Raw genomic sequence first — 22,527 nt, forward strand, 5'->3', positions numbered from 1 at the left:
GGCTTAGCGTTCCAGCGCGTACTGGACCGTCAGGCTGATCGATGCGCTGACCTGGCCGGGTTCCACCGGGGTCGGCGCGGCGTCGGCCTTGAAGCGGGCGGCCATCAGCGGCATCGGCGCATTGCCGCCGCTGCTGCTTTCCGAGATCGAGACCAGCCGGGCCGAGCGATAGCCTGCCGCCTGGGCATAGAAATCGGCCTGGGCCTTGGCCGTCTTGAGCGCGGTGGCGCGGGCCTGCGCCTGCAGCGGGCTCGGATCCTCGACCGAGAAGCTGGGCCCGTTGATGTTGGTCGCGCCGGCCTGCACCAGCGTATCGAGCAGCGCGCCAACCTTCTTCACGTCGCGCACCTTGACGCTCAGCTGGTTCGACGCCTCATAGCCCAGGAAGCGCGGGCCGGACGGCTGGCCATCGCGGTTGCTATAATCATATTGGGCGTTGAGGTTGATGCCGCTGGTCTGGATGTCGGCCTTGGCGATGCCGGCCTTGGCCAGAGCCGCGATCAGCCCATCCATCTTGGCAGCATTGTCCTTCATCGCCTGGGCCGCGGTCGGGGCCTTGGTCTGGACGCCGGTGCCGATGGTCGCGACATCGGGCGCGGCCTCGACGCTTTCGGTGACGTTCAACGTCACCACCGGCGCGGTCTCGGCGATGGTGACGCTGGTCTGGGCAACAGCCGCGACAGGCAGTGCGGCGGCGCCGAGCGCCATCAGGGCGAGAGCGGATTTCATGGACATGGTCTCCTCTGTAAGTCCTGCACCCGTTTTTGGCCGGGGTGCGATGAATGGACGCTGTCCTGCGTTGAAAGCCGTCCGACAGCTTTCCGGTTCCACTCTTGCCCCGACGCCCGATAGGCCCTAGCTGCACCGCCATGGCAGCACCCATTCTCTCGTTCGAAAATCTCGGCCTCTCGCAGGGCAGCCACTGGCTGTTCCGGCATATCGACATCCATGTCGGCCAGCGTGACCGGCTGGCGCTGATCGGGCGCAACGGCGCGGGCAAGACGACCCTATTGAAGCTGATCGGCGGCCAGATCGAGGCGGATGAGGGCATTCGTTCGGTGCAGCCGGGCGCGCGGGTGGTGACGCTGGAACAGGATCCGGACGTCAGCGCCTTCAAGACGCTGCATGATTTCGCGCTGGCCGGCGCATTCGCGCCGCCCGCCCATGAGGTCGAGGCGATCGCCGACCAGCTGGGCATCGACCTGTCGCGCGAGGCCGCGACCGCGAGCGGCGGTGAGCGCCGCCGCGCCGCGATCGCCCGCGCGCTGGCGAGCGAACCCGACCTGCTGCTGCTGGACGAGCCGACCAACCATCTGGATATCGCGGCGATCGACTGGCTGGAAAGCTGGCTCGCCCGCTATACCGGCGCCTTCATCGTCATCAGCCATGACCGTGCCTTCCTGACCCGCCTGACCCGCCAGACCTTGTGGCTCGATCGCGGCCAGATGCGCCGCAACGAGATCGGCTTCGGCGGTTTCGAGGACTGGATGGAAGCGGTCTATGCCGAGGAGGCGCGCGCCGCCGAGAAACTGGACGCCAAGCTCAAGATCGAGGCACACTGGCTGGAGCGCGGCGTTACCGCCCGGCGCAAGCGCAACCAGGGGCGCCTCGCCAAGCTGTGGGAGATGCGCGCCCAGCGTGCCGCGATGCAGGGGCCGCAGGGGACCGCCAAGATCGCGGTGGCGAGCGACGACAGCAAGACCAAGAGCGTCATCAAGGCCGAGCATGTCACCAAGACCTTCGGTGACCGCACCATCATCAACGACTTTTCCCTGCGCGTGCAGCGTGGCGACCGGATCGGCATCGTCGGCGGCAATGGTGCGGGCAAGTCGACCCTGCTCAAGCTGCTGACCGGCGAACTGGCGCCCGACAGCGGTGCGGTGACGCTGGCCAAGACGCTGGACATGATCTTCATCGACCAGCAGCGCAGCCTGATGCAGGGCGACAAGAGCGTACGCGACGTGCTGGCCGAAGGCGGCGACTGGATCGACGTGCGCGGCGTCCGCAAACATGTCCATGGCTATCTCAAGGACTTCCTGTTCGATCCCTCGCTGGCCGAGGCGAAGGTCGGCACCCTGTCGGGTGGCGAGCGTTCGCGCCTGCTGTTCGCGCGCGAATTTGCCCGCGAATCCAACCTGCTGGTGCTGGACGAACCGACCAACGACCTCGACCTCGAAACGCTCGACCTGCTGCAGGAAGTGATCGCGGACTATGATGGCACGGTGCTGATCGTCAGCCATGACCGCGACTTCCTCGACCGCACCGTCACCGTCACGCTCGGCCTCGACGGATCGGGCAAGGTCGATGTGATCGTCGGCGGCTATGCCGACTGGATCGCCAAGCGCGATCCGCGCCGCGCGCCCAAGGCGGAGAAGAAGGAGGCTGCGGCCCCGCCGCCGCCCAAGCCGGCCTCGACCAAGCTGACCTACAAGGACCAGCGCGACCTCGACCTGCTGCCCAAGAAGATCGAGGAACTGGAAGCGGCGATCGCCCGCGACGAGGAGGCGCTGGCCGACCCGGCGCTTTATACCCGCGACCCGAAGAAATTCGCGGCGCTGACGGCTGCGATCGAGAGGGCGCGGGCGGAGAAGGACGCGGCCGAGGAACGCTGGCTGGAACTGGCGGAGAAGGCCGAGGGCTCGGGCTGAGCCCCTTGCGCTGTCCCCTGCATCTGATAGCCAACGGGCTGGATGATCTGACAGGGGGCTCCATCATATGACCACGCCGCGCGTCGAGCCGCCACGGCCGCATCATGCCGTCCATTATGTCAACCGGGTCGGCTGGCTGCGCGCGGCCGTGCTGGGCGCCAATGACGGCATCGTGTCGACCGCCAGCCTGATGACCGGGATCGCCGCATCGGGCGCGACGGGCGAGTCCATCCTGCTGTCCGGCATCGCCGCGCTGGTTGCTGGCGCCATGTCGATGGCTGCGGGCGAATATGTGTCGGTGAGCGCCCAGTCGGATACCGAGCGGGCCGATCTTGCCAAGGAAAAGAAGGCGCTGGCGACGCAGCCTCATGCCGAATGGAAGGAATTGCGCGACATTTATGTCGAGCGCGGGCTGGACCGGGACTTGGCTGGGCAGGTGGCTACCCAGTTGATGGCGACCGATCCGCTGGGCGCCCATGCCCGCGACGAGCTTGGCATTTCCGACCTCAGCACGCCGCGGCCGGTACAGGCGGGGCTGGCCTCGGCAGCGAGCTTCGCCTGTGGCGCGGCGCCGCCGGTGGTCGCCGCAGCCATCGCGCCGTCGCTGGCCGGGATCAGCGTCGTGCCGGTGTCGCTGCTCTGCCTGTTGCTGCTGGGCTATGTCGGGGCGCGGCTGGGTGGGGCGCGGCCGGGCCGGTCGATGTTGCGTACCTTTTTCTGGGGCGCGCTGGCGATGGCTGTCACCGCTGCGGCGGGCCATCTTTTCGGCGCCGCCATATGATGGCAAGGTCCGCTGCCTGATATCCTAGGGAGACGATGCATGACCGACATCCAGCAGATACCGCTCAAGACCATCAAGGGCGTCGACGCGACCCTGGCCGATTATGCCGGCAAGGTGGTTCTCGCGGTCAATGTCGCCTCCAAATGCGGGCTGACGCCGCAATATGAGAGGCTGGAAAAGCTCTATGCCGATTATCGGGACAAGGGGCTGGTGGTCGCGGGCTTCCCGGCCAATGATTTCGGCGCCCAGGAACCGGGCAGCAATGACGAGATCGCGACCTTCTGCACCACCAATTTCGGCGTCGATTTCCCGATGTTCGAGAAGATCGTGGTCAGCGGGCCGGACAAGCATCCGCTTTATGCCGCACTGACGAGCGCCCTGCCGGAGGCGCAGGGCGATGGCGACAGCTTCCGCGAGCGCCTCAAGGGCTATGGCATGACGCCCAATCCGGTGCCGGAAATCCTGTGGAATTTCGAGAAGTTCGTGATTGCCAAGGATGGCAGCGTCGCGGCCCGTTTCGCGCCGACGACGGCGCCCGACGATCCGGCGCTGGTTGCCGCGATCGAAGCCGAACTGGCGAAATAAGCATCCGACGGGTGGCGTGTCTGCGCGCGCCACCCGTTCTATTCTGAAGCTGCCCCGGAGCGGCCCATTCTTCCTTTGTTTCGGTGAAGTTACGAACCCATGCGACAGACTATTGTGAAGGCGGCGCTGTGCGGCGCCATGCTGCTGGCGACCACGGCACAGGCGGCGCTGAGCCCGGCCGAACAGAAGATCGGCGCCAGCGTCGATGCCGGTCATGAGCCCGCGATCGCCCTCCTCGAAAAGATCGTGAATCAGAATAGCGGGTCGATGAATGTCGCCGGCGTCAAGGCGGTGGCCGACATGCTGCGGCCGCAGTTCGAGGCGCTGGGCTTCACTGTCACCTGGAAACCGATGGATCAGGTCAAGCGCGCCGGCCATTTCATCGCGGTCCACAAGGGCAAGGCGGGCACGACGAAGATGCTGCTGATCGGCCATCTCGACACGGTGTTCGAGCCGGACTCGCCGTTCCAGACCTTCAAGCGGGATGGCGACTGGGCCGCCGGGCCGGGTGTCGGCGACGACAAGGGCGGGGTGGTCACGATGCTGCTCGCGCTCAAAGCGATGCAGGCGGCCGGCACGCTGAAGAACGCCAATATCGAGGTGGTGCTGACCGGTGACGAGGAGGATTCGGGCGATCCGGTCTCGATCTCGCGCGCTGACCTGATCGCGGCCGGCAAGCGCGCCGACGTCGCGCTCGATTTCGAGGGGCTGAGCCGCGAGGATGGCAAGGATATGGGCTCGATCGCGCGCCGCTCCTCCAACAGTTGGACGCTGACCACCAGCGGCAAGTCGGCGCACAGTTCGGGCATCTTCTCGGCCGCCGCCGGTGATGGCGCCGTCTATGAAATGGCGCGGATCATCACCGCTTTCCGCAAGGAATTGCCGGAACCCAACCTGACCTTCAATGTCGGCCTGATCGGTGGCGGCCAGAGCGCCGATGTCGACAAGGATGGCGTGCGCATCGCCGTGACCGGCAAGACCAATATCATCCCGCCGATCGCCGTCGCCAAGGGCGATTTCCGCACCCTCAGCCAGGACCAGACCGAGCGGGTCCGAGCCAAGATGCAGGCGATCGTCGATACCGGCCATCTGTCCGGCACTGGTGCCAGCATCGCCTTCGATCTGGGCTATCCCTCCATGGCGCCAACGGCGGGCAATCGCGCGCTGCTCGGCAAATTGAATGGCATCAACAAAGATCTGGGCCTGCCTGAAATGCCCGAGCTCGATCCGCTCAAGCGCGGCGCCGGCGATATCAGCTTCGTCGCGCAGGATGTCGACGGGCTGGTGGGTCTTGGCCTCGCCTCGACGGGTGACCATAGCCCGGCGGAAAAGGCGGACCTGTCCACCATGCCGCGCCAGGCCAAGCGGGCGGCCATTTTGATGACCCGTTTGTCGGCCGAGAAGGGCCGGAAATGATCGTCCCTCGGGCGCCGGCTTCCGCTGGCGCCCGATAGCGGCTACGGAAAGCCATGCTGCCGCCGACCCCGACGATCGCCACCCATATCGGACCCGTGCTGGAGGCGTTAAGCCTGATCGGCACCTTCGTCTTCGGGGCTTCCGGCGCGTTGGCTGCCGCACGCCTGCGCCAGACATTGGTGACCTTTGCGTTCTTCGCCCTGCTGACCGGGGTGGGCGGCGGCACGGTGCGCGACCTGCTGATCGATGCGCCGGTCTTCTGGATCCATGATCCGGCGCCGTCGATCGTGTGCATGGTCGCCGCCATCACCGTCTGGATCACGCCGCGCCGCTGGTGGAGCGATCATGCGCTCGACTGGCTCGATGCGATCGGGCTGGCTGCCTTCGCGGTCTTCGGCGCGGCCAAGGCGATGAGCTTTGGCGTACCGCCCTTTGTCGCCGGGATGATGGGCGTGGTCACCGGCTGCGTCGGCGGCATCATGCGCGACACGCTGGCCGGCGAGCCGTCGATCCTGCTGCGCCCCGAACTATACGTCACGGCCGCAGCGTTCGCCTCCGGCCTGTTCGTGCTGCTGCGGCTGGCCGGGCTGGATGTGCCGGTCGCCGGCGTGATCGCGGCGCTGCTGGGATTTGGCCTGCGCGCGCTCGCGATCCGCCGGGGGCTGGGGTTGCCCGCCTATAAAGAGGCGGGCGAGTAATCGTCCTGCTTCGGGACCGTCACTTCCCGTTTCGATATTCCAGCGCCGGTCCCTTGTCGCCCAGCAGCGAGCGATAGACGAAATCTTTGCCGCGACGGCGATCCAGTTCGGCCTTCGCCTCTGCCAGTATGTCCGGGCTCTGGAACAGTTGCGCGGCGGTCAGCGCCATCGCCTTGGCGGCGACGACGGCACCCTTGGTGCCGACGCTGGTTCCGCTCGCGGCAACCGCCTGCCAGCTGTGCGGCGGGGTGCCCGGCGCCCAGGTGGCCGCGACCATGCCAACCGTCGGCGTCGTGTAGCTGACATCGCCGACATCGGTGGAGGCCGGCGTCAGGCCGCCGCTGCTATAAGCCTCGACGCTGCCGTCGCCGATGCGCGTGCCCTTGGGGAAGCTCGACTGGATCTGGGTGATGAACGCCTGTTCCTGCGCACTATAGCTGGGCAGGGTCACCTGTTTCAGATTGTCATACATGACATGGCCGAGCGTGTCGTTGGGCAGGAGGTCGAAGGTGCCGCCGACCTGGTTGAACTCGACCGTGGTGCCGGTGCCCATGGCCGCGCCCTCGGCCGCCTTCTTCACCCGGTCCATGATGTCGGCGACCACCTGCTGATTGGGGTGGCGGACATAATAATAGACCTCGGCCGTGTCGGGCACGACATTGGGCGCCTTGCCGCCATCGGTGATGACATAATGGATGCGGGTTTCCTGCGGCACATGTTCGCGCATCATATTGACCATGGCGTCCATCGCCTCGACCCCGTCGAGCGCGGAGCGGCCACGTTCGGGCGCGGCGGCGGCATGGGCGGCGGTGCCGTGGAAGCGGAACTTGCCGCTGATATTGGCGAGCGCCGTGTTCTGCGACGCGCTGTTGCTGTCGGCGGCATGCCAGTGGATCATCGCCGACACGTCCTTGGTGAGGCCCGCGCGGACGATGAAGACCTTGCCCGATCCGCCTTCTTCCGCCGGGGTGCCATAGAGGCGCAGCTCGCCCTTGATCTTGTGCGCGACCATCCAGTCCTTGGTGGCGATGGCAGCCGCGACCGAGGCTGCGCCGAACAGATTATGGCCGCAGCCATGGCCGGCAATCCCCTCGATCGGCTTGCGCACCGGCTCGGCCGCCTGGGGCAGGCCGGGCAGCGCGTCATATTCGGCAAGCAGGCCGATCACCGGACCGTCGCCGGTCCTGAAGCGGGCGACGAAGGCGGTCGGCATGCCGGCGATCCCGGCCTCGACCGTGAAGCCGGCGGCCTTCAGCTGCTGCTGCAACAGCGCCGAACTCTTGGTCTCCTGAAAGCCGATTTCGGCATAGTTCCAGATCTGCAGCGCGTTCTTGGCCAGCGTGTCCGCGCCGCGATCGACATCCGCCATGATCGCCATCTTGTCGCCATCGGCCAGCGGCCCGGCCAGGGCGGGCGCCGATGCGCCGAGCGCGAGAAGGGCAAGGAAGGAGCGGGCGAAGCGTGACATGGATGGATCCCCTGGCTGCATGAAGCGGGGCGGTCCGCACCATCCCCCACTGGTGAAACGGCTTATCGATCAGGGCGATGGATACCACCATCACAAAAGTGAAATTTTTGATGGGGGAAATTTTCGGGCCTGCGTCTCCGACAATGAGAGGGTTTCCGGCCACGCAGCCGGACGAGGGGACAACCTCAAAAGATCAGAGCCCATCCGAAGGGATCGGATGGCGGGAGCCAGGGGAAGACATATGGGTGTGTATCGGAACAAGGGAGCCTGCGCGGCGAGCCTGATCGCCATGGGCTGGGCCATGACCGCAGGCAGCGCATTGGCGCAGGACGCCGCCCCGGCGGCGGATGCGGCGGACGGCATCGTCGTCGTCGGCTCGCAGATCAAGGGCGCCAAGATCAACGAGGCGCTGCCGGTCACGGTGGTATCGACCGACGAGATCAAGAGCGCTGCCGCCGTGTCGGGCGACGAACTGTTCCGTTCGATCCCGCAATTTGGCGACGTCCAGTTCAACAGCCAGTATCTGCCCGGCAGCTCCAACGGCGCGCGCGGCGACGTCGGCTCGCTCGACCTGCGCAGCCTGGGCATCGGCAACACGCTGGTGCTGCTGAACGGCCGCCGTGTCGTCGCCCACCCGACCAGCCAGGCGAACGACCAGCTGGTGCCGGTGCTGAGCTACAACACCAATGCCATCCCGGTGAACGGGCTGGAGCGGCTGGAAGTGCTGCGCGACGGCGCGGCCGCCATTTACGGCGCGGACGCGGTGGCGGGCGTGGTCAACACCGTGCTCAAGACCGATTATCAGGGCGCGGAACTGTCGCTGCAATATGGCGGCGCGGAAGGCACCGGCCTGCGCGAGTTCAACGCCAATGGCGTGATCGGCACCAACTTTGCCGAAAATCGTGGCAACATCACCCTGTTCGGCAGCTATGACCATGGCACCGGCCTGGATTCGACCGAGCAATATTATACCGAATCCTCCGACCGCCGTGGCCTGTTCGAAGGCACCGCGTTCGAAGGCTCGACCTCGCTCGACGGCCGGTCGACCACCACGCCGTTCGCCAACCTGCGCACCTATGGCAATGTGCCGGTGACCATCAACGGCACGTCCCTGACCAACGCATCGGGCCAGTTCCACCTGCAGCCGACCAGCAGCACGGGCTGCGTCGCGGCGATCGGCAATGATCGCTGCATCCAGAATGGGGCGATGGCGACGGCGGGCGCGGACCGCGACCTGCGTTATGACTCGCTGGCGCAGGGCACGTCGATCATGCCGCGCCTCAACCGCCTCAACCTGTTCATGACCGGCCATTATGACATCAGCGACGATGTCACCTTCTTCGCCGAAGCCGGCTTCTATCGCAGCAAGACCAAGGCACAGCAGAGCCCGGTCGCAACGCTCAGCTCGATCCCCATCTATGTGCCGGCGAGCAACTACTGGAACCCGCTGGGTCAGGCCGTGTTCGCCAACGGCGCCGTCAATCCCAACCGCCTGGCCGGCACCAATGCGCCGGCCGCTGGCCTGCCGCTCACCATCAACAATTATCTGTTCGAGGACTTCGGTCCGATGAACGTCACCGTGACCAACCAGCAATATCGCCTGCTGGCCGGCCTGCGCGGCGAGTTCAACGGCTTCAACTGGGAAAGCGCGATCAGCTATTCCGAAGCCTGGGCCCGCGACGTCAGCGACAATATCAGCCGCACCAAGCTGCAGGAATATCTGTCGCTCTCGACCCCGGACGCCTACAACATCTTCGGCACGTCGGTGAACAGCCAGTCGACCATCGACGCGATGCGCGAGGAACTGGTCCGCTATACCAAGTCGACCCTGGCGACCTACGACTTCCGCCTCTCCAAGAGCGACCTGTTCACCCTGCCGGGTGGTAATGTCGGCTTTGCCGCCGGTATCGAGGCGCGGCGCGAGACCCAGCTCGACGATCGCGATCCGCGCATCGACGGCACCATCACCTATACCGATCCGCTGACCGGCGCGGTCTCGGGCGACTTCGTCAACTCCGCGCTCAACAACGACACCAGCGGCCATCGCGAAGTTTTCGGCGCCTATGCGGAATTTGCGGTGCCGCTGGTTTCGCCGGAAATGGACATTCCGCTGGTGCGCAGCCTGGATCTCCAGCTGGCCGGTCGGTACGAACATTATAGCGATTTCGGCGATGTCGCCGTGCCCAAGATCGCCGGTGCCTGGGAAGTGGTGCGCGGCATCCGCTTCCGTGGTTCCTGGGCCAAGTCGTTCCGCGCCCCGAACCTGGAGCAGACCAACGCAACGGTCGTGACGCGCGCGAACAGCCGCACCGACTATATCATGTGCGAGGCGGACGTCCGCGCCGGCCGCATCACCGACTTCTCGCAATGTTCGCGGGCGCAGACCACCTCGGCTCGGCGTTCGGGTAACCCAGACCTCGATCCCGAACGGGCAAAGACCCTGTCCTTCGGCGTCGTGTTGGAGCCGCCGCTGCCCGACGGCATGGGCCATCTGACCTTCACCACCGACTGGTGGCGGGTGCGCCAGACCGGCCTGGTCGGCATCTTCGGCGAAGGCAATGCGCTGATCCTCGACTATCTGCTGCGCAAGCAGGGTTCGAGCAATCCGAACGTGATCCGGGCCGCGGCGACCGCTTCGGATGTCGAAGCCTTTGCCGGCACCGGCCTGACCCCGGCGGGCGAGGTTCTCTACGTCCTCGACCAATATACCAATTTGCAGCCGCAGACGGTGAAGGGCCTGGATTTCAACCTGACCTATCGCACGCCTGAAACCAGCGTCGGCAGCTTCAACTTCGCGGTCAATGCGTCGCACTTCCTGAAATATTATCAGGAACCCTCGCCGGGCATCGCCGAACTGCTGGCGGCGCAGGACGCGGGCGACATCGACGCCGCCGTCAACATCTCGGGCGGCCGCAGCCTGCTGCAGCTCGACCGCAAGCCCAAGTGGCGCGGTTCGGCCTCGCTCACCTGGTCGCTCAATAATGTGACGGTCGGCGCCTTCGCCCAATATACCGGCAAGGTCTATGACACCGGCCTGATCGACGCCGACGGCGATTACTGGACGGTCAAGGCGACCACCACGGCGAACCTCTATGGCCAGTATCGCTTCACCGAGGGATCGCTGAGCGGCACCAGCATGCGCATCGGCGTGCGCAACCTGTTCGACAAGGCGCCGCCGCTGTCGTCCAGTGGCTATCAGGGCCAGCTTTATTCGCCGCTGCGTCGCTATTGGTACTTGAACGTCAGCCACAAATTCTGATGCCTCCTGGGGCACCGGCCATCCGGCCGGTGCCCATTTTTTTGCTTTCGGGACATGTTATTGATGAAATCGCTGCGCACGCTGCCGCTTGTCGCCCTGATGATCCTGAGCGTGCCGGCCGGCACCGCGCTGGCCCAGCCTGTGCCGGTAGCGGCAAGTCCGGCCCCGGCCAGCCTGTTCACGCTGGCGGGCGGGCAGAAGATCGTCCTGCCCAGGGCGGGCGCCAATGGCGTCATCGCCCGCTATCTCTACACCCCCTCGATCGCGGGCGGCCTGGGCGCAGCCGAGATCGGCCTGGATCGCGCGCGGCTCGGCGAGACGCAGGTGCTGCTGTTCCGCAAGGTCGGCAACAAGGTGTTGGCCGAGTTCGAGAATTACCGCTTCCGCGCGCTCAACGGAGACGCCGGCGAGGAACAGGCGGTTGCGCGCTCCTTCTCCAATTCGCCGATCTGGTCGGGCGATATTGTCAGCGAAGATGACAAGGGCATCACCCTCGACCTGTCCGGCCTGCTGATGCGCGATGCCTTCGACGTCGCCGGGCGACTGAAGGCGACCAAGGCCGGCAATTTCAAGATTGCGCCGGCGCTGTCCTATGTCGATCCGGCGCAGAGTCTGGCCTTCCCGGACAATGTCGAGTTCGAGGCGGCGCTGACCTTCACCAGCGACGAGCCGGGGCGTAGCATCGAGCGGGTGCTGCCCGATGCGCGCGGGCTGACGGTGCGGGTGCATCACAGCTTCATTCGCCTGCCCGACGACAATTTCCACACCCGCGCCCATGATCCGCGCACCGGCACGTCGGTCCAGGTCATCCGTAACAATTATGCCGCCGCGCTGGACGAGCCGATCGTCACCCGGCTGGTCCGCCGGTTCCGGCTGGAAAAGACCGATCCCAATGCCGAGCGTTCGGCGGTCAGGAAGCCGATCATCTTCTATGTCGACCGCGCCGCGCCGCAGGCGATCCGCGATGCGCTGAAGGAAGGCGCCCAATGGTGGGCACAGGCGTTCGACGCCGCCGGCTTCGTCGACGCCTTCCGGGTCGAGGAATTGCCGGTCGGCGCCAATCCGATGGACGCGCGCTACAATGTCATCGCCTGGGTCCATCGCGAAACGCGCGGCTGGTCGACCGGCACCACCATCGTCGATCCGCGCAGCGGCGAAATCGTGCGCGGCGTGGTGCAGTTGGGATCGCTGCGCGCCTGGCAGGACAAGCTGATCTTCGAGGGACTGGCCGGCGCGGCGAAGGAAGGCACCGGCGCCAGCGACGACCCGATCATGCTAGTCAAGGCGCGGCTGCGCCAGCTCGCCGTGCATGAGGTCGGCCATGCGCTGGGCCTGTCGCACAATTTCGCCGGTTCGACCTTCGAGAACCGGGCGTCGGTGATGGACTATCCTGCGCCGCGCATCGCCGTGCGCGACGGCGCGCTCGACTTTTCCGACGCCTATGCCACCGGCGTCGGCGCCTGGGACAAGTTCGCGATCGACTGGCTCTATCGCCAGTTCCCGGCCGGCACCGACGAGAAGGGCGCGCTCGACGCCATGACCCGCGCGGTCCAGGCCAAGGGCTATCGCTTTGTCGCCGATGGTGACACACGCGGCGATGGCGATGCCCAGCCCTGGGGCAATATGTGGGATGACGGTACGGATGCCGCCGCGCAGCTGACCCATATCATGGATGTGCGCCGGATCGCGCTCGACCGTTTCGGGCTCGACAATCTGCCGGCCGGGGCGGCGGCCGCCGACCTGCGCCGGATGATCGTGCCGATCTATCTGTTCCACCGTTATCAGGTGACGGCCGCGTCGAAGCTGATCGGCGGGGTGGATTACAGCTATGCGGTAAAGGGCGACGGCCATGAGCAGGCGCTGCCGGTCGACGCCGCGCAGCAGCGGGCGGCATTGCGCGCATTGCTCGCGACGCTCGATCCCGCCGCGCTCGATCTGCCCGATCGCCTGTCACCTTTGCTGTCATCGATCCAGTCGGGCATGAGCGATCGCCAGACCGACATCGAACTGCTGCCCGGCCGCACCGCCGCCGCCTTCGACTGGGCGCGCGCGGCCGAAGTGGCGGCCGACGGCAGCTTCATCGCGATGCTGGCGCCCGAGCGGCTCAACCGGCTGGTGGCGCAGCATGCCGCCGATGCCGGCCAATTGTCGCTCGACGAATATCTGGGCGCGATCGACGATCGGGTGATGGCCGCCGGGGCAATGGGCCGGCAGGCGGAAATCGCGCGGCAGGTCCGTGCCCGCTATGTCCTGCGCCTCATCAGCCTGGCCGATGACAAGCAATTGTCGTCGACCGCGATCGCGATCGTGCGGGCGCATATGGAAAGCCTGGCCGGGCGCCTCGGCAAGCGCGGCGCCGCCGCCGACGCTGCGCATAATCGCTATCTTGCCACCATGCTGACGGCCTCGCCCGAGGAGCGCGCCAAGCTGGCCGAGCCGATCGCGCCGCCGCCGCCGATCCCGCCGGGTGCGCCGATCGGCAGCGATGCCGAATGCTGGTTCTGCATGCCCGCCGTGCCGGCGACCGAAGAATAATCATTGCCTTTGAGGGGGAAGTCCCATGCGTAAATCTGTTGTCACTGCTCTGCTGGCCTCGGCCATCGCCTTGCCGATCGCGCTGCATTCCGCCGCCTCCGTCTCGGCCCCGGCCGATGGCGGCACGGTCGCCATCGTCGGCGCGACCATTTTCGACGGCACCGGCGCGGCGCCCGCGCCCGGCACCGTGCTTATCCAGGATGGCCGCATCACCGCCGTTGGCGCCGATGTGAAGGTGCCGCGCGGCGCCAGGGTCATCAACGCCAAGGGCAAGGCGCTGCTGCCCGGATTCTTCGACGTCCATACCCATTGGACCGCCGGCGGCAGCCCCAGCACCTTCCCGCAGATCGCCAATGCCTATGTCGCGGCCGGCGTGACCACGGTGAATGATTTCAACGAGGCGCCCGAGGCGTTTGCGCCGCTGCGCGCCTGGCTGGGCCAGATGAACGCGCCCCATGTCCGCTTTGCCGCGCGCATCAGCACGCCCGGCGGCCATGGCGCCGACTGGGCCGATCAGGCGACCACCATCTGGGTCAACACCCCCGGTGCCGGCAAGGCCGCGATCGAAAGCCTGGTGCCCTATCAGCCCGATCTGGTGAAGATCTTCTCCGATGGCTGGCGCTATGGCGTGTCGCCCGACAATACCAGCATGGACGAATGGACGCTGAAGGCCACGGTCGAGGCGGCGCATGTCCAGAACTGGCCGGTGCTGACCCACACCGTGACCGTCGATCGCGGCCTGGTCGCGGCGCGGGCGGGCGTGGACTCGCTGGCCCATGGCCTGCAGGACCGGCCGATCACCGCCGAGGAAGTCGCCGCGATCAAGCAGAGCGGCATGGCGATGGCGCCGACGCTGGCGGTCTATGATCCCTATAAGCGCGGCGACGTGAAGGCGGACGATCCGCGCCTGAAGCAGACCTTCCGCAAGTTCGGCTTTGCGCTGGGCAATGTGAAGGCGCTGTTCGATGCCGGCGTACCGATCGCGCTGGGCACCGATGCGGGCATGCCGGGCACGCCGCATGGCCCGTCGACCCTGCACGAGATGGAATTGCTGGTGCAGGCCGGGCTGACGCCGAGCCAGGCGCTGGTCGCCGGCACCCAGACCAGCGCGAAGGTCATGCGCATCGATGCCGATCGCGGCACCATTGCGGTCGGCAAGCGCGCCGACATCGTGCTGATCGACGGCACGCCCTGGACCAACATCAAGGATGTCTATAAGGTCTCGCAGGTGCTGATCGACGGCAAGCTGGCCTATGGCGCCGGCGCCCCGGCGCTGCCCGCCGCCAACAAGACCGACCGTCTGCCCTCGATCAGCGTGCCTGCGCTGATCGACGATTTCGAGCGCGACGATCGCCGCTCGTCGATCGACACGCTGCGCGTCGACACGCCCGATGGCGGCATCGACCGGTCGGTCGAGATCACCCAGACGGTGCCGCGCGACGAGGGCGGCAAGGCGCTGTCGCTGTCGGCGCGCATGGCGGTCAAGGAAGCGGCCTATGCCGGCTTTGCCATTCCGCTGAGCCGCGGGTCGATCACCCCGGCGAAGATCAGCGGCTATAAGGGCCTGCGGTTCGAGCTGAAGGGCGACGGCGCCTATACCGTCCGCCTGAACGGCCTGGACGGCGTGTGGGAAGCGCAGGTGCAGGGCGGCGCGGGCTGGGCTGCGGTCGAGGTGCCGTTCAACCAGTTCAAGCCGGTCGAGCGGCGCGGCAAGGTCGGCCCGGCCTTCACCGGTGACGGCATCACCCAGGTCGAGTTCGGCGGATCGCGCGGTCCCGGCAAGCGCATGTGGTTGCAGATCGACAATGTCCGCTTCTACTAAGGGCTGACGGCCTATTTCAAAGGGCGCGATCGAGCATCGCGCCCTTTCCTCTTTCTGCCCGCTTACGACCAGATATCTGGAGAGATTGCATGAAACCCCATTGGCTTTTCCTGTCGGGCGCGCTGTTGTTGCAGGCGGTTCCTGCTGCGGCTCAGACCACCGCCCAATCCGGCACGCCGACCCCGCCCGAGCGCTTCTTCAAGCAGCCGCCGGGGACCGACTATTATCTCGCCAACTACAGCGAATATGAGGCCTATCTCCAGAAGCTGGCGACCCAGAGCGACCGGATGAAGCTGGTCGACATCGGCAAGAGCGCGGAAGGGCGCAGCCAATGGATGGCGATCGTCTCCTCGCCTGCGAACCTCGCCAAGCTGGACGAGTATCGCGCCATTGCCGAGAAGCTGGCCCGCGCCCATGGCGTGGACGAGGCGCAGGCGCGCACGCTGGCGGCGCAGGGCAAGGCGGTGGTCTGGATCGACGCGGGCATGCACGCGACCGAGACGGTGACGTCGCAGGGGCAGATCCAGGTGCTTTACCGGATGCTGACCCAGTCGGACCCGGAAACGATGCGCATGCTGGACGACTGCATCATCCTGTTCGCGCATGACAATCCCGACGGCATGGAACTGGTCGCCAACTGGTATATGCGTTCGGCCGATCCCAAGAAGCGCGAAATGGCGACGCTGCCGCGCCTCTACCAGAAATATATCGGGCACGATAATAACCGCGACAGCTTCATGGCGGCGATGCCCGAGACCGAGAATGTCAATCGGGTGCTGTTCCGCCAATGGTATCCGCAGATCGTCTATAACCAGCATCAGACCGGGCCGGAGGGCATGGTGGTGTTCGTGCCGCCGTTCCGCGATCCGTTCAATTTCAACTATGACCCGATCGTCATGGCGCAGCTCAACGAAGTCGGCTTCGCCATGCATTCGCGCCTGATTTCGGAAGGCAAGGCCGGTTCTGGCACGCGCAGCGCGGCGCCCTATTCGACCTGGCACAATGGCATGGAACGATCGGTCGCCTATTTCCACAACAGCATCGGCCTGCTGACCGAGATCATCGGCGGGCCGACCCCGGCGAAGATCCCGCTGGTGCCATCGACCCAGTTGCCGCGCGGCGACGAGATGATGCCGATCGGCCCGCGCGACTGGCATTTGCAGGATTCGCTCGACTATCAGTGGACGCTGGACCGCGCGGTCATCGACTATGCTTCGCGCAATCGCGAGCGACTGCTGTTCAACATCTGGAAGATGGGCGCCAACAGCATCGAGAAGGGCAGCAAGGATAGCTGGACCATCACCCCGTCCAAGGTCGACCGGCTGGCCAATGCCAAGGCGCTGGACGAAGGGCGTGGACCCAAGAAGGTCGATCCCGGCCTCTACAAGACGATGTTGCAGGCCCCGGCCGAGCGCGATCCGCGCGCATACATCATCCCCGCCGACCAGCGCGACATGCCCACCGCGATCGCCTTCCTCAATGCCCTCATCAAGAATGGCGTCGAGGTGGAGCGGGCCGACGCCCCCTTCCAAGCGGGTGGGAAAAGCTATGCCGCCGGCGCCTATATCGTGCGCACCGACCAGGCCTATCGCCCGCATGTGATCGACATGTTCGAGCCGCAGGACCATCCGCACGATACGGATTTCCCCGGCGGCCCGCCCAAGGCGCCCTATGACATTACCGGCTATACTTTGGCCTATCAGATGGGGATCGGCTTCGACCGGCTGCTCGACGGGCTGGACCAGCATTTCACCCCGGTGCCCGATCTGCTGGCGCCGCCGCCCGGCCGGATCGTCGGCCAGGGCAAGGCGGGCTGGATCGTCGGCCATGAAAGCAACAACAGCTTCATCCTGACCAACCGTCTGTTGAAGGCGGGCGTGCGTCCGGCCTGGCTGAAGCAGGCGGTGAGCGCCGATGGCGAGGCGATGCAGGCCGGCGCGATCTGGATTCCGGCATCGGCCGACGCGCAGAAGATCGTCGGCGATGCGGTGACGCAGTTGGGTCTGACCGCCCATGCTGTCGATGCCGCGCCGCAGGGCGAGCGCATTGCGCTCAAACCCCTGCGCATCGGCCTGGTCGATCGCTATGGCGGCAATATCCCGACCGGCTGGACCCGCTTCCTGCTGGAGAAGTTCGAATTCCCGTTCGCGCCGGTCTATGCCAAGCGTCTGGATGCCGGCAATCTGGCGAAGGATTATGATGTGCTGCTGTTCGCCGATGGGGCGTTGCCGCCGAGCGGCGCCTGGGGAACGGCCCGTGCCGGCAAGCAGCCGGACGTCAAGGATACGCCGGCCGAGTTCGTGCCGATGCTGGGCGACCTGACCGATGCCAAGACGGTGCCGGCGGTTGCGGACTTCGCCCGCAATGGCGGCGCGGTGGTCGCGATCGGCAATTCGGCCCGCTTCATCGACCTGCTTGGCACACCGCTCAAGCCCGCGCTGGCACGGGAAGTGGAGGGGGCGATGAAGCCGCTCGACACCAAGAGCTTCTTCATCCCCGGATCGATCCTGCGCGCGCGCGTCGATAACCGCCAGCCGCTGGCCTATGGCCTGCCCGACCAGGTGGACATGTTCTTCAACCGCTCGCAGACCTTCGTCACGGCGAATGCCACCCCCTATGGCCAGGTGTCCTGGTTCGAGGGCCGCGACCTGCTGCGCAGCGGCTGGGCCGTGGGGCAGGAGAAGCTGGCCGGCACGATCGCCGTCGCCGATGTCGATGTCGGCAAGGGCAAGCTGCTGGTGATGGGGCCGGAAGTGGCGCAGCGCGCCCAATCCTATGGCACGTTCAAATTCCTGTTCAACGCGCTGCTCTATGGCGCGGCCGATCGGAAATAAGGAAAGGAGCGGGGCGTCATCGGACGCCCCGTTTTTTTGGATCAGCCCCGGACGGCGCAGTCGCCGGGGATGATCTGGTCGCCGCGGGTCAGGACGATCCGGTCGGCGCTACGCGCTACATGGACCAGCCCCTGCTGCTCCAGCGCTTCGGCCAGGCCATCGGCATTGTCGATGTCGAACACGCCGCTGATGGCGATATGCGCGGCATCCTCCTTCACCTCCAGCCGGCCCGAGCCATAGCGGTTCATTTCCGCCGCGACATCGGACAGGCAGCGACCGGTGAAGACGATGCGCCCGTCGCGCCAGGCGCTTTCGCGGGTCACGTCGACCGGGTCGACCGAAACGCTCTGATCCTTCTGGGTCAGCCGCATGCCGGCGGGCAGCAGGGTGGCGCGGCTGCCATTGTGGGTTGCCGCAGCCGTCACGACGCGGACGAGCCCCTCGGTCGTGGTCACCTGTTCCCGGCCCGAAAGGCGCGACACGTCGAAGGCGGTGCCGACTGCCGTGGCCGTGAGCTTGCCGGCCGACACGCTGAAGGGGCGGCTCTTGTCCTTTTGGACGGCGAAATAGGCACGGCCCGATTCCAGCGCGACCGCCCGCTTGTCAGTGGAGAAGGCGAAGCGGATCGCACTGTCGGCGTCCAGGATCACGCGCGAACCATCGGGCAGTTGGATATTGCGGCGGCGGCCGGCCGGGCTGAACAGGCGCGTGCCCGTCGCCTGCGCCACCTGTTCGCCGGACAGCGCAGGGGGCACGGGATGGTCGGCGGGGCGGCTGGTGAACCAGAGCGTCGCCGGCACCGCCAGCAGCGCGGTCAGCGAGGCCGCCAGCAAGGCCGCGCGCCAGGGGCGGCGGCCGGCCGAGGGGGCGGAGGCTTCGGTCTGGCGCGCCTGCATCTGGGCGAGCATCGCCGCGATCGCATCATCCTGTTCCGCAGCGCCGGCGACGTCCCAACCGCGCTCGACCGCGTCCATGGCCGCGCGATGCGCCGGGGCCGCGTCGCACCAGGCGGCGATCGCCGCCCGCTCGGCGGATGTCGCCGTGCCGGACTGCAACCGCGCCCAATGGGCGGCGGCGATGTCGAAGGGGTCGTCCCCGTCCTGGGTCATGAAGTGACCGCTATCCTATCGTGCCATGCGCCGGGCGATATGCGCGACGGCCTTGGCGACATGTTTCTCGATCGCGCTCACCGAAATGCCCAGCCTTTCCGCAATATCGCCATAGGCCAGCCCTTCGTAGCGCCGCATCAGGAAGATGTCGCGGGTCCGTTCCGGCAGCTCTTCCAGCGCGCGGACGACCTGGGCGATCTCTTCCCTTGCCTGTAAGACGCGGTCGGCGGTCCGTTCCTCAGCAGGATGATCCTTTTCCGTCAGTTCATCATGCCCCTTGGCATGACGGACCTGATCGCGCCGGGCCTGATCGCGCAATACGCTGGATGCGGTGCGGAAGATATAGCCTTCCAGATTGTCGATGCCGTCGGGCGACTGGCGCACATGCATGCGCAGCATCACGTCCTGCACCAGATCGTCGACGATATGGGCGCTGGTGACGCGGCGGGCAAAATAGCGGCGCAGCGCCGGGATATAGGCGGAATAGTCGGTCGCCCTGTTTTCCGCCCCGCCCGGTTGCGGCAATGACGATCCTGATAGACGGTTCAACCCCGAAACCCCTTGTCCGCGCTTTCAAACCCCTTGCGGGCCGCCCCGGCGACCCGCATCACCAATGCCGGTCCCAGCTCAGCAGGATCGATCGCGGTCCTGAACTGAACGTTTGACCGACCCCATATCCGTTAGTCACCGCGCGCAAATTCGCGACGCGATTGAAAATATTGCGTGCCCGCAGCGACAGGCTGGTCCGTTCCCGGCGCCAGCTGACCCCCGCACCGAACAGCGAGAAGCTCGACGTCTCGACGAAATCGGGATCGTCGCGGGTGAAGGTGGACCAGGAACCCGACTGATATTGCCAGTCGCCCTCGACCGTCAGTTGGCCATGGCCGCCGACCGACCAGTTGCGCGCCAGGCTGGCCTGCAACCGGCGATGCGGCACGAAGGGGATGCTGTCGCCCTTGTCGGCGCCGCCGACCAGCGGCGCGGCGTCGGAGACGCGGGTCAGGTCGGCGCGGATCAGGCTGGCTTCAAGCCGGGCGGTCAGGCCCGGTAGCGGCCGGGCGACCAGTTCGAACTCGGTGCCCAAAATCATCGCATTGCCGACATTGACCAGATAGGCGTGCGAGCGATTTTCCGACAGCGCCCGATACTGCATGTCGCGCCAGTCGTTCATATAGGCGGTCAGCGTCATCTCGCTGTCGCGCCAGAGATGCAGGTTGAAGCCCAGTTCGGCGCCCCACAGGCTGTCGCCATCATAGGTGCGCCGGTCGGGCAGCAATACCGAAGCCGTATTGACCCCGCCCGGCCGGATGCTGCGCGTCAGCTGGGTATGCCAGCTGGCCCCCGGCGCGATCGGCAGGTCGATATGGACGCGCGTGCTGAGCCCGCCCGACCGGCTGACGGTGCGCGGCCAGGAGTCGATCGATCCGCTGAGCAGATTGGGCACGACCACGTCATTCTGCGACGCGACGCGATAATCGTCATAGCGCAGGCCGAGGGAGACGAGCAGGTCGTCCTCGCGATAGGAGAGCGTCCCGAACAGCGCCGCCTGGTCGCGGCTGATCGCCAGCCGGCGCGCGCCGAATAGTTCGCCGGTCACATCGGGATCACCGCTGTAGGAAGAGAGTTCGCTGCGCAGCCGCTCGCTCCGATGGTCGATCAGCACGCCCGCCACCCAGCCCAGCCCGTGAACATTGTCATGGCACAGGCGCAGTTCCTGCAGGATGCGGGTCGACACGATCGGAATATGCAGCAGCGATGGCGCGAGGCTGGCGGCATAATCCGCGAACTGCTGCGTCTGCGCCGGATCGCAGGATGGACTGTCGAGCCCGAAATAGCGTTGGCAGGCTTCGGGATCCTGCCCCTGCAGCAAGGTGGCGTTGGTCCGATCATAACGCCGGTCGAGCGACCAGCGATAGGCGGCGGTGATGCTGGTCAGGCGGACCGGGCCGCCGCCGTAGCCGATCTTGAGCCGCCCCATCAGGAAGTCATGGGTGGTGGGCGCGGCGAAATAGCGATCGGTGCGATAGGAGTCGAGCGACTGGAACCAGGAGGAGGCGTCGGCGATGCGGCGATGCTGCCAGGTGAGCAGCGCCGATATGTCGAGATCGGGCTGCGGCACGATCCGCGCGATCAGGCGCAGCCCCGATATGTCGTCGTCATTGACGTTGCGCGCGCCGGTGCGGACATTGTCGACATAGCCGCCTGCGCGGCTGGCATAGGCGGTCGCGCGCAGGGCGGCGCGCGCGCCCAGCGGAATATTGAGCGTGGAGGAGGCCGAAAGATCCGGCTCGCCGCCCTGCTGCATGCCCAGGCCCAGGCTGGCGCCGCCGCCCCATTGGCCCAGATGCGGTTCTTCGGGCGCGATCTCGATCTCGCCAGCGAGCGCGCCGACGCCATGTTCGGCGCTGCGTGCGGTGCGCGCGATGCGGACCTGCGCCACGTCCACCAGCGACAGGTCGCTGGTCGTGCGCGCGGCGTCGCTGCCGGTGCCCGACGGGCCGGCGATCGGCACATCACCGAAATAGACCAGAGTGGTGGATTCCCCGGCCATGCCGACGCCGCGCACGACCAGCGCCCGCTGCCCGGCATTGCCCGGCTCGCTGCTGATGCCCGGACTGGCTTCGACCAGGGCGGCAATCCCCGCCGCGCTGGGCCGCAGCCGCAGGTCGCCGGCAAAGCTGACCGGGTCGGTGCGACGCAGCGCGGTGACGATCAGCGGGCGGGCCGGGGGCAGGGGGGATGAGGGGGCGGCGGCGGCAATGTCGGTCGTGCTGCGGACAGGGGAGGCCGGCTCGATCAGGATGACATGGGCGTCCGTCTCGCGGAAGGTCAGGCCGCTGCCCTTGAGCAGCCGGCGCAGCGCGCTCGAAAAGGGCATGGTGCCCGACAGCCGGTGCGACGTCGCCGAACCGGCAAGGGCGGATCGGAAGACGATCTGCCGCCCGGCCTGCAGGGCAAGCTGCTGGATCGCGGTTTCGAGCTTCTGAGGGGGTATGTCGAAAGCCGTGTCGCCGCCGTTGCGCGCGAATGCCGGGGCGGTGATGAGGGACATGGCCAGGAATAGGGGCGCGCCGATTGTCGCGATCCGGCGCAGCGCATGCCGCCCCGGCCGCGCGACACCGGCTCTTCTGCACCTTCGTATCACGGACACGCCTTATTCTTCCGACCCGATGTCCAGAACGAGCGACCCCCCACTTTCCATCACGGAATATCCGGTGTCGCGACGGGAGATTGCGCAAATTGTGCAAAGATCATGAACTATCCCCAGGGCCCGACGCCGGTTTCCGACGTTGCTGTCCCGTCAATGTGGAAGGAAGCGCATGACGTCGTCGTCTTTGCGGAGGCGAGGGCGATGGGATCGCGGCCGGATTG

General features: G+C 66.5%; 14 protein-coding genes. 9 read left to right on the forward strand and 5 right to left on the reverse strand.

Annotation, left to right across the window (positions count from 1 at the left end):
- Positions 1-3 precede the first annotated feature (3 nt).
- Entirely contained in the window at positions 4-729 is a 726-nt protein-coding gene (locus VHN57_RS05700) for an SIMPL domain-containing protein (RefSeq protein ID WP_010336071.1), read from the reverse strand.
- Positions 730-869: 140 nt separating this feature from the next.
- On the opposite strand from VHN57_RS05700, the gene VHN57_RS05705 reads away from it, so the two are divergent.
- The 5 genes from VHN57_RS05705 (at position 870) to VHN57_RS05725 (ending at position 6,128) form a co-directional block, all read left to right on the forward strand.
- Entirely contained in the window at positions 870-2,648 is a 1,779-nt protein-coding gene (locus VHN57_RS05705) for an ABC-F family ATP-binding cassette domain-containing protein (RefSeq protein ID WP_423283069.1), read from the forward strand.
- A 67-nt stretch (positions 2,649-2,715) separates the two neighbouring features.
- On the forward strand, positions 2,716-3,429 hold the full coding sequence (locus tag VHN57_RS05710; protein WP_278988427.1) for a VIT1/CCC1 transporter family protein: 714 nt from the start codon (positions 2,716-2,718) through the stop codon (positions 3,427-3,429).
- Positions 3,430-3,468: 39 nt separating this feature from the next.
- A complete protein-coding gene (locus VHN57_RS05715; RefSeq protein WP_423283071.1) occupies positions 3,469-4,014 on the forward strand; it encodes a glutathione peroxidase in 546 nt (181 codons plus the stop codon).
- A 99-nt stretch (positions 4,015-4,113) separates the two neighbouring features.
- Positions 4,114-5,430, forward strand: a complete 1,317-nt coding sequence (locus VHN57_RS05720; RefSeq protein ID WP_278988247.1) for a M20/M25/M40 family metallo-hydrolase — start codon at positions 4,114-4,116, stop codon at positions 5,428-5,430.
- Positions 5,431-5,483: 53 nt separating this feature from the next.
- The gene (locus VHN57_RS05725; RefSeq protein ID WP_037511674.1) at positions 5,484-6,128 is read left to right on the forward strand and encodes a trimeric intracellular cation channel family protein; all 645 of its coding nucleotides are present in this window, start codon (positions 5,484-5,486) and stop codon (positions 6,126-6,128) included.
- Between the two features lie 19 nt (positions 6,129-6,147).
- On the opposite strand, the gene VHN57_RS05730 is transcribed toward VHN57_RS05725, so the two are convergent.
- Positions 6,148-7,596 (reverse strand): amidohydrolase, encoded by a 1,449-nt coding sequence (locus VHN57_RS05730; RefSeq protein ID WP_278988249.1) that lies wholly within the window; start codon positions 7,594-7,596, stop codon positions 6,148-6,150.
- A 241-nt stretch (positions 7,597-7,837) separates the two neighbouring features.
- On the opposite strand from VHN57_RS05730, the gene VHN57_RS05735 reads away from it, so the two are divergent.
- From VHN57_RS05735 to VHN57_RS05750, 4 genes are all read left to right on the forward strand, one after another.
- Positions 7,838-10,855, forward strand: a complete 3,018-nt coding sequence (locus tag VHN57_RS05735) for a TonB-dependent receptor domain-containing protein (protein WP_423283074.1) — start codon at positions 7,838-7,840, stop codon at positions 10,853-10,855.
- A gap of 63 nt (positions 10,856-10,918) precedes the next feature.
- Positions 10,919-13,390: a zinc-dependent metalloprotease gene (locus tag VHN57_RS05740; RefSeq protein ID WP_278987464.1), complete on the forward strand. Its 2,472-nt coding sequence runs from the start codon at positions 10,919-10,921 to the stop codon at positions 13,388-13,390.
- 25 nt (positions 13,391-13,415) lie between these two features.
- Complete coding sequence (locus VHN57_RS05745) at positions 13,416-15,212, forward strand: CIA30 family protein (protein ID WP_278987463.1); 1,797 nt, start codon at positions 13,416-13,418, stop codon at positions 15,210-15,212.
- 89 nt (positions 15,213-15,301) lie between these two features.
- Complete coding sequence (locus VHN57_RS05750; protein ID WP_423283077.1) at positions 15,302-18,046, forward strand: M14 family metallopeptidase; 2,745 nt, start codon at positions 15,302-15,304, stop codon at positions 18,044-18,046.
- Positions 18,047-18,087: 41 nt separating this feature from the next.
- Here VHN57_RS05750 and VHN57_RS05755 read toward each other — a convergent pair whose 3' ends face one another.
- From VHN57_RS05755 to VHN57_RS05765, 3 genes are all read right to left on the reverse strand, one after another.
- Positions 18,088-19,155 carry a FecR family protein gene (locus VHN57_RS05755; RefSeq protein ID WP_278987852.1) on the reverse strand — a complete coding sequence of 356 codons (1,068 nt, stop codon included), beginning with the start codon at positions 19,153-19,155 and terminating at the stop codon, positions 18,088-18,090.
- Between the two features lie 15 nt (positions 19,156-19,170).
- A complete protein-coding gene (locus VHN57_RS05760; RefSeq protein ID WP_004207526.1) occupies positions 19,171-19,680 on the reverse strand; it encodes an RNA polymerase sigma factor in 510 nt (169 codons plus the stop codon).
- An 82-nt stretch (positions 19,681-19,762) separates the two neighbouring features.
- Positions 19,763-22,207, reverse strand: a complete 2,445-nt coding sequence (locus VHN57_RS05765) for a TonB-dependent receptor (RefSeq protein ID WP_278987855.1) — start codon at positions 22,205-22,207, stop codon at positions 19,763-19,765.
- Positions 22,208-22,527 lie beyond the last annotated feature (320 nt).

Origin of the sequence: Sphingobium salicis subsp. salicis, assembly GCF_049472635.1 — a bacterium.
In the GTDB taxonomy this organism is placed as follows: domain Bacteria; phylum Pseudomonadota; class Alphaproteobacteria; order Sphingomonadales; family Sphingomonadaceae; genus Sphingobium; species Sphingobium yanoikuyae_A.

What these genes read in the sequence shown, in the direction of transcription:
- VHN57_RS05745 (WP_278987463.1), top strand. Translation starts at nt 13,416, where the DNA reads ATGCGTAAATCTGTTGTCACTGCTCTGCTGGCCTCGGCCATCGCCTTG.
- VHN57_RS05700 (WP_010336071.1), bottom strand. Translation starts at nt 729, where the DNA reads ATGAAATCCGCTCTCGCCCTGATGGCGCTCGGCGCCGCCGCACTGCCT.
- VHN57_RS05750 (WP_423283077.1), top strand. Translation starts at nt 15,302, where the DNA reads ATGAAACCCCATTGGCTTTTCCTGTCGGGCGCGCTGTTGTTGCAGGCG.
- VHN57_RS05710 (WP_278988427.1), top strand. Translation starts at nt 2,716, where the DNA reads ATGACCACGCCGCGCGTCGAGCCGCCACGGCCGCATCATGCCGTCCAT.
- VHN57_RS05725 (WP_037511674.1), top strand. Translation starts at nt 5,484, where the DNA reads ATGCTGCCGCCGACCCCGACGATCGCCACCCATATCGGACCCGTGCTG.
- VHN57_RS05755 (WP_278987852.1), bottom strand. Translation starts at nt 19,155, where the DNA reads ATGACCCAGGACGGGGACGACCCCTTCGACATCGCCGCCGCCCATTGG.
- VHN57_RS05730 (WP_278988249.1), bottom strand. Translation starts at nt 7,596, where the DNA reads ATGTCACGCTTCGCCCGCTCCTTCCTTGCCCTTCTCGCGCTCGGCGCA.
- VHN57_RS05715 (WP_423283071.1), top strand. Translation starts at nt 3,469, where the DNA reads ATGACCGACATCCAGCAGATACCGCTCAAGACCATCAAGGGCGTCGAC.
- VHN57_RS05735 (WP_423283074.1), top strand. Translation starts at nt 7,838, where the DNA reads ATGGGTGTGTATCGGAACAAGGGAGCCTGCGCGGCGAGCCTGATCGCC.
- VHN57_RS05740 (WP_278987464.1), top strand. Translation starts at nt 10,919, where the DNA reads ATGAAATCGCTGCGCACGCTGCCGCTTGTCGCCCTGATGATCCTGAGC.
- VHN57_RS05765 (WP_278987855.1), bottom strand. Translation starts at nt 22,207, where the DNA reads ATGTCCCTCATCACCGCCCCGGCATTCGCGCGCAACGGCGGCGACACG.
- VHN57_RS05705 (WP_423283069.1), top strand. Translation starts at nt 870, where the DNA reads ATGGCAGCACCCATTCTCTCGTTCGAAAATCTCGGCCTCTCGCAGGGC.
- VHN57_RS05720 (WP_278988247.1), top strand. Translation starts at nt 4,114, where the DNA reads ATGCGACAGACTATTGTGAAGGCGGCGCTGTGCGGCGCCATGCTGCTG.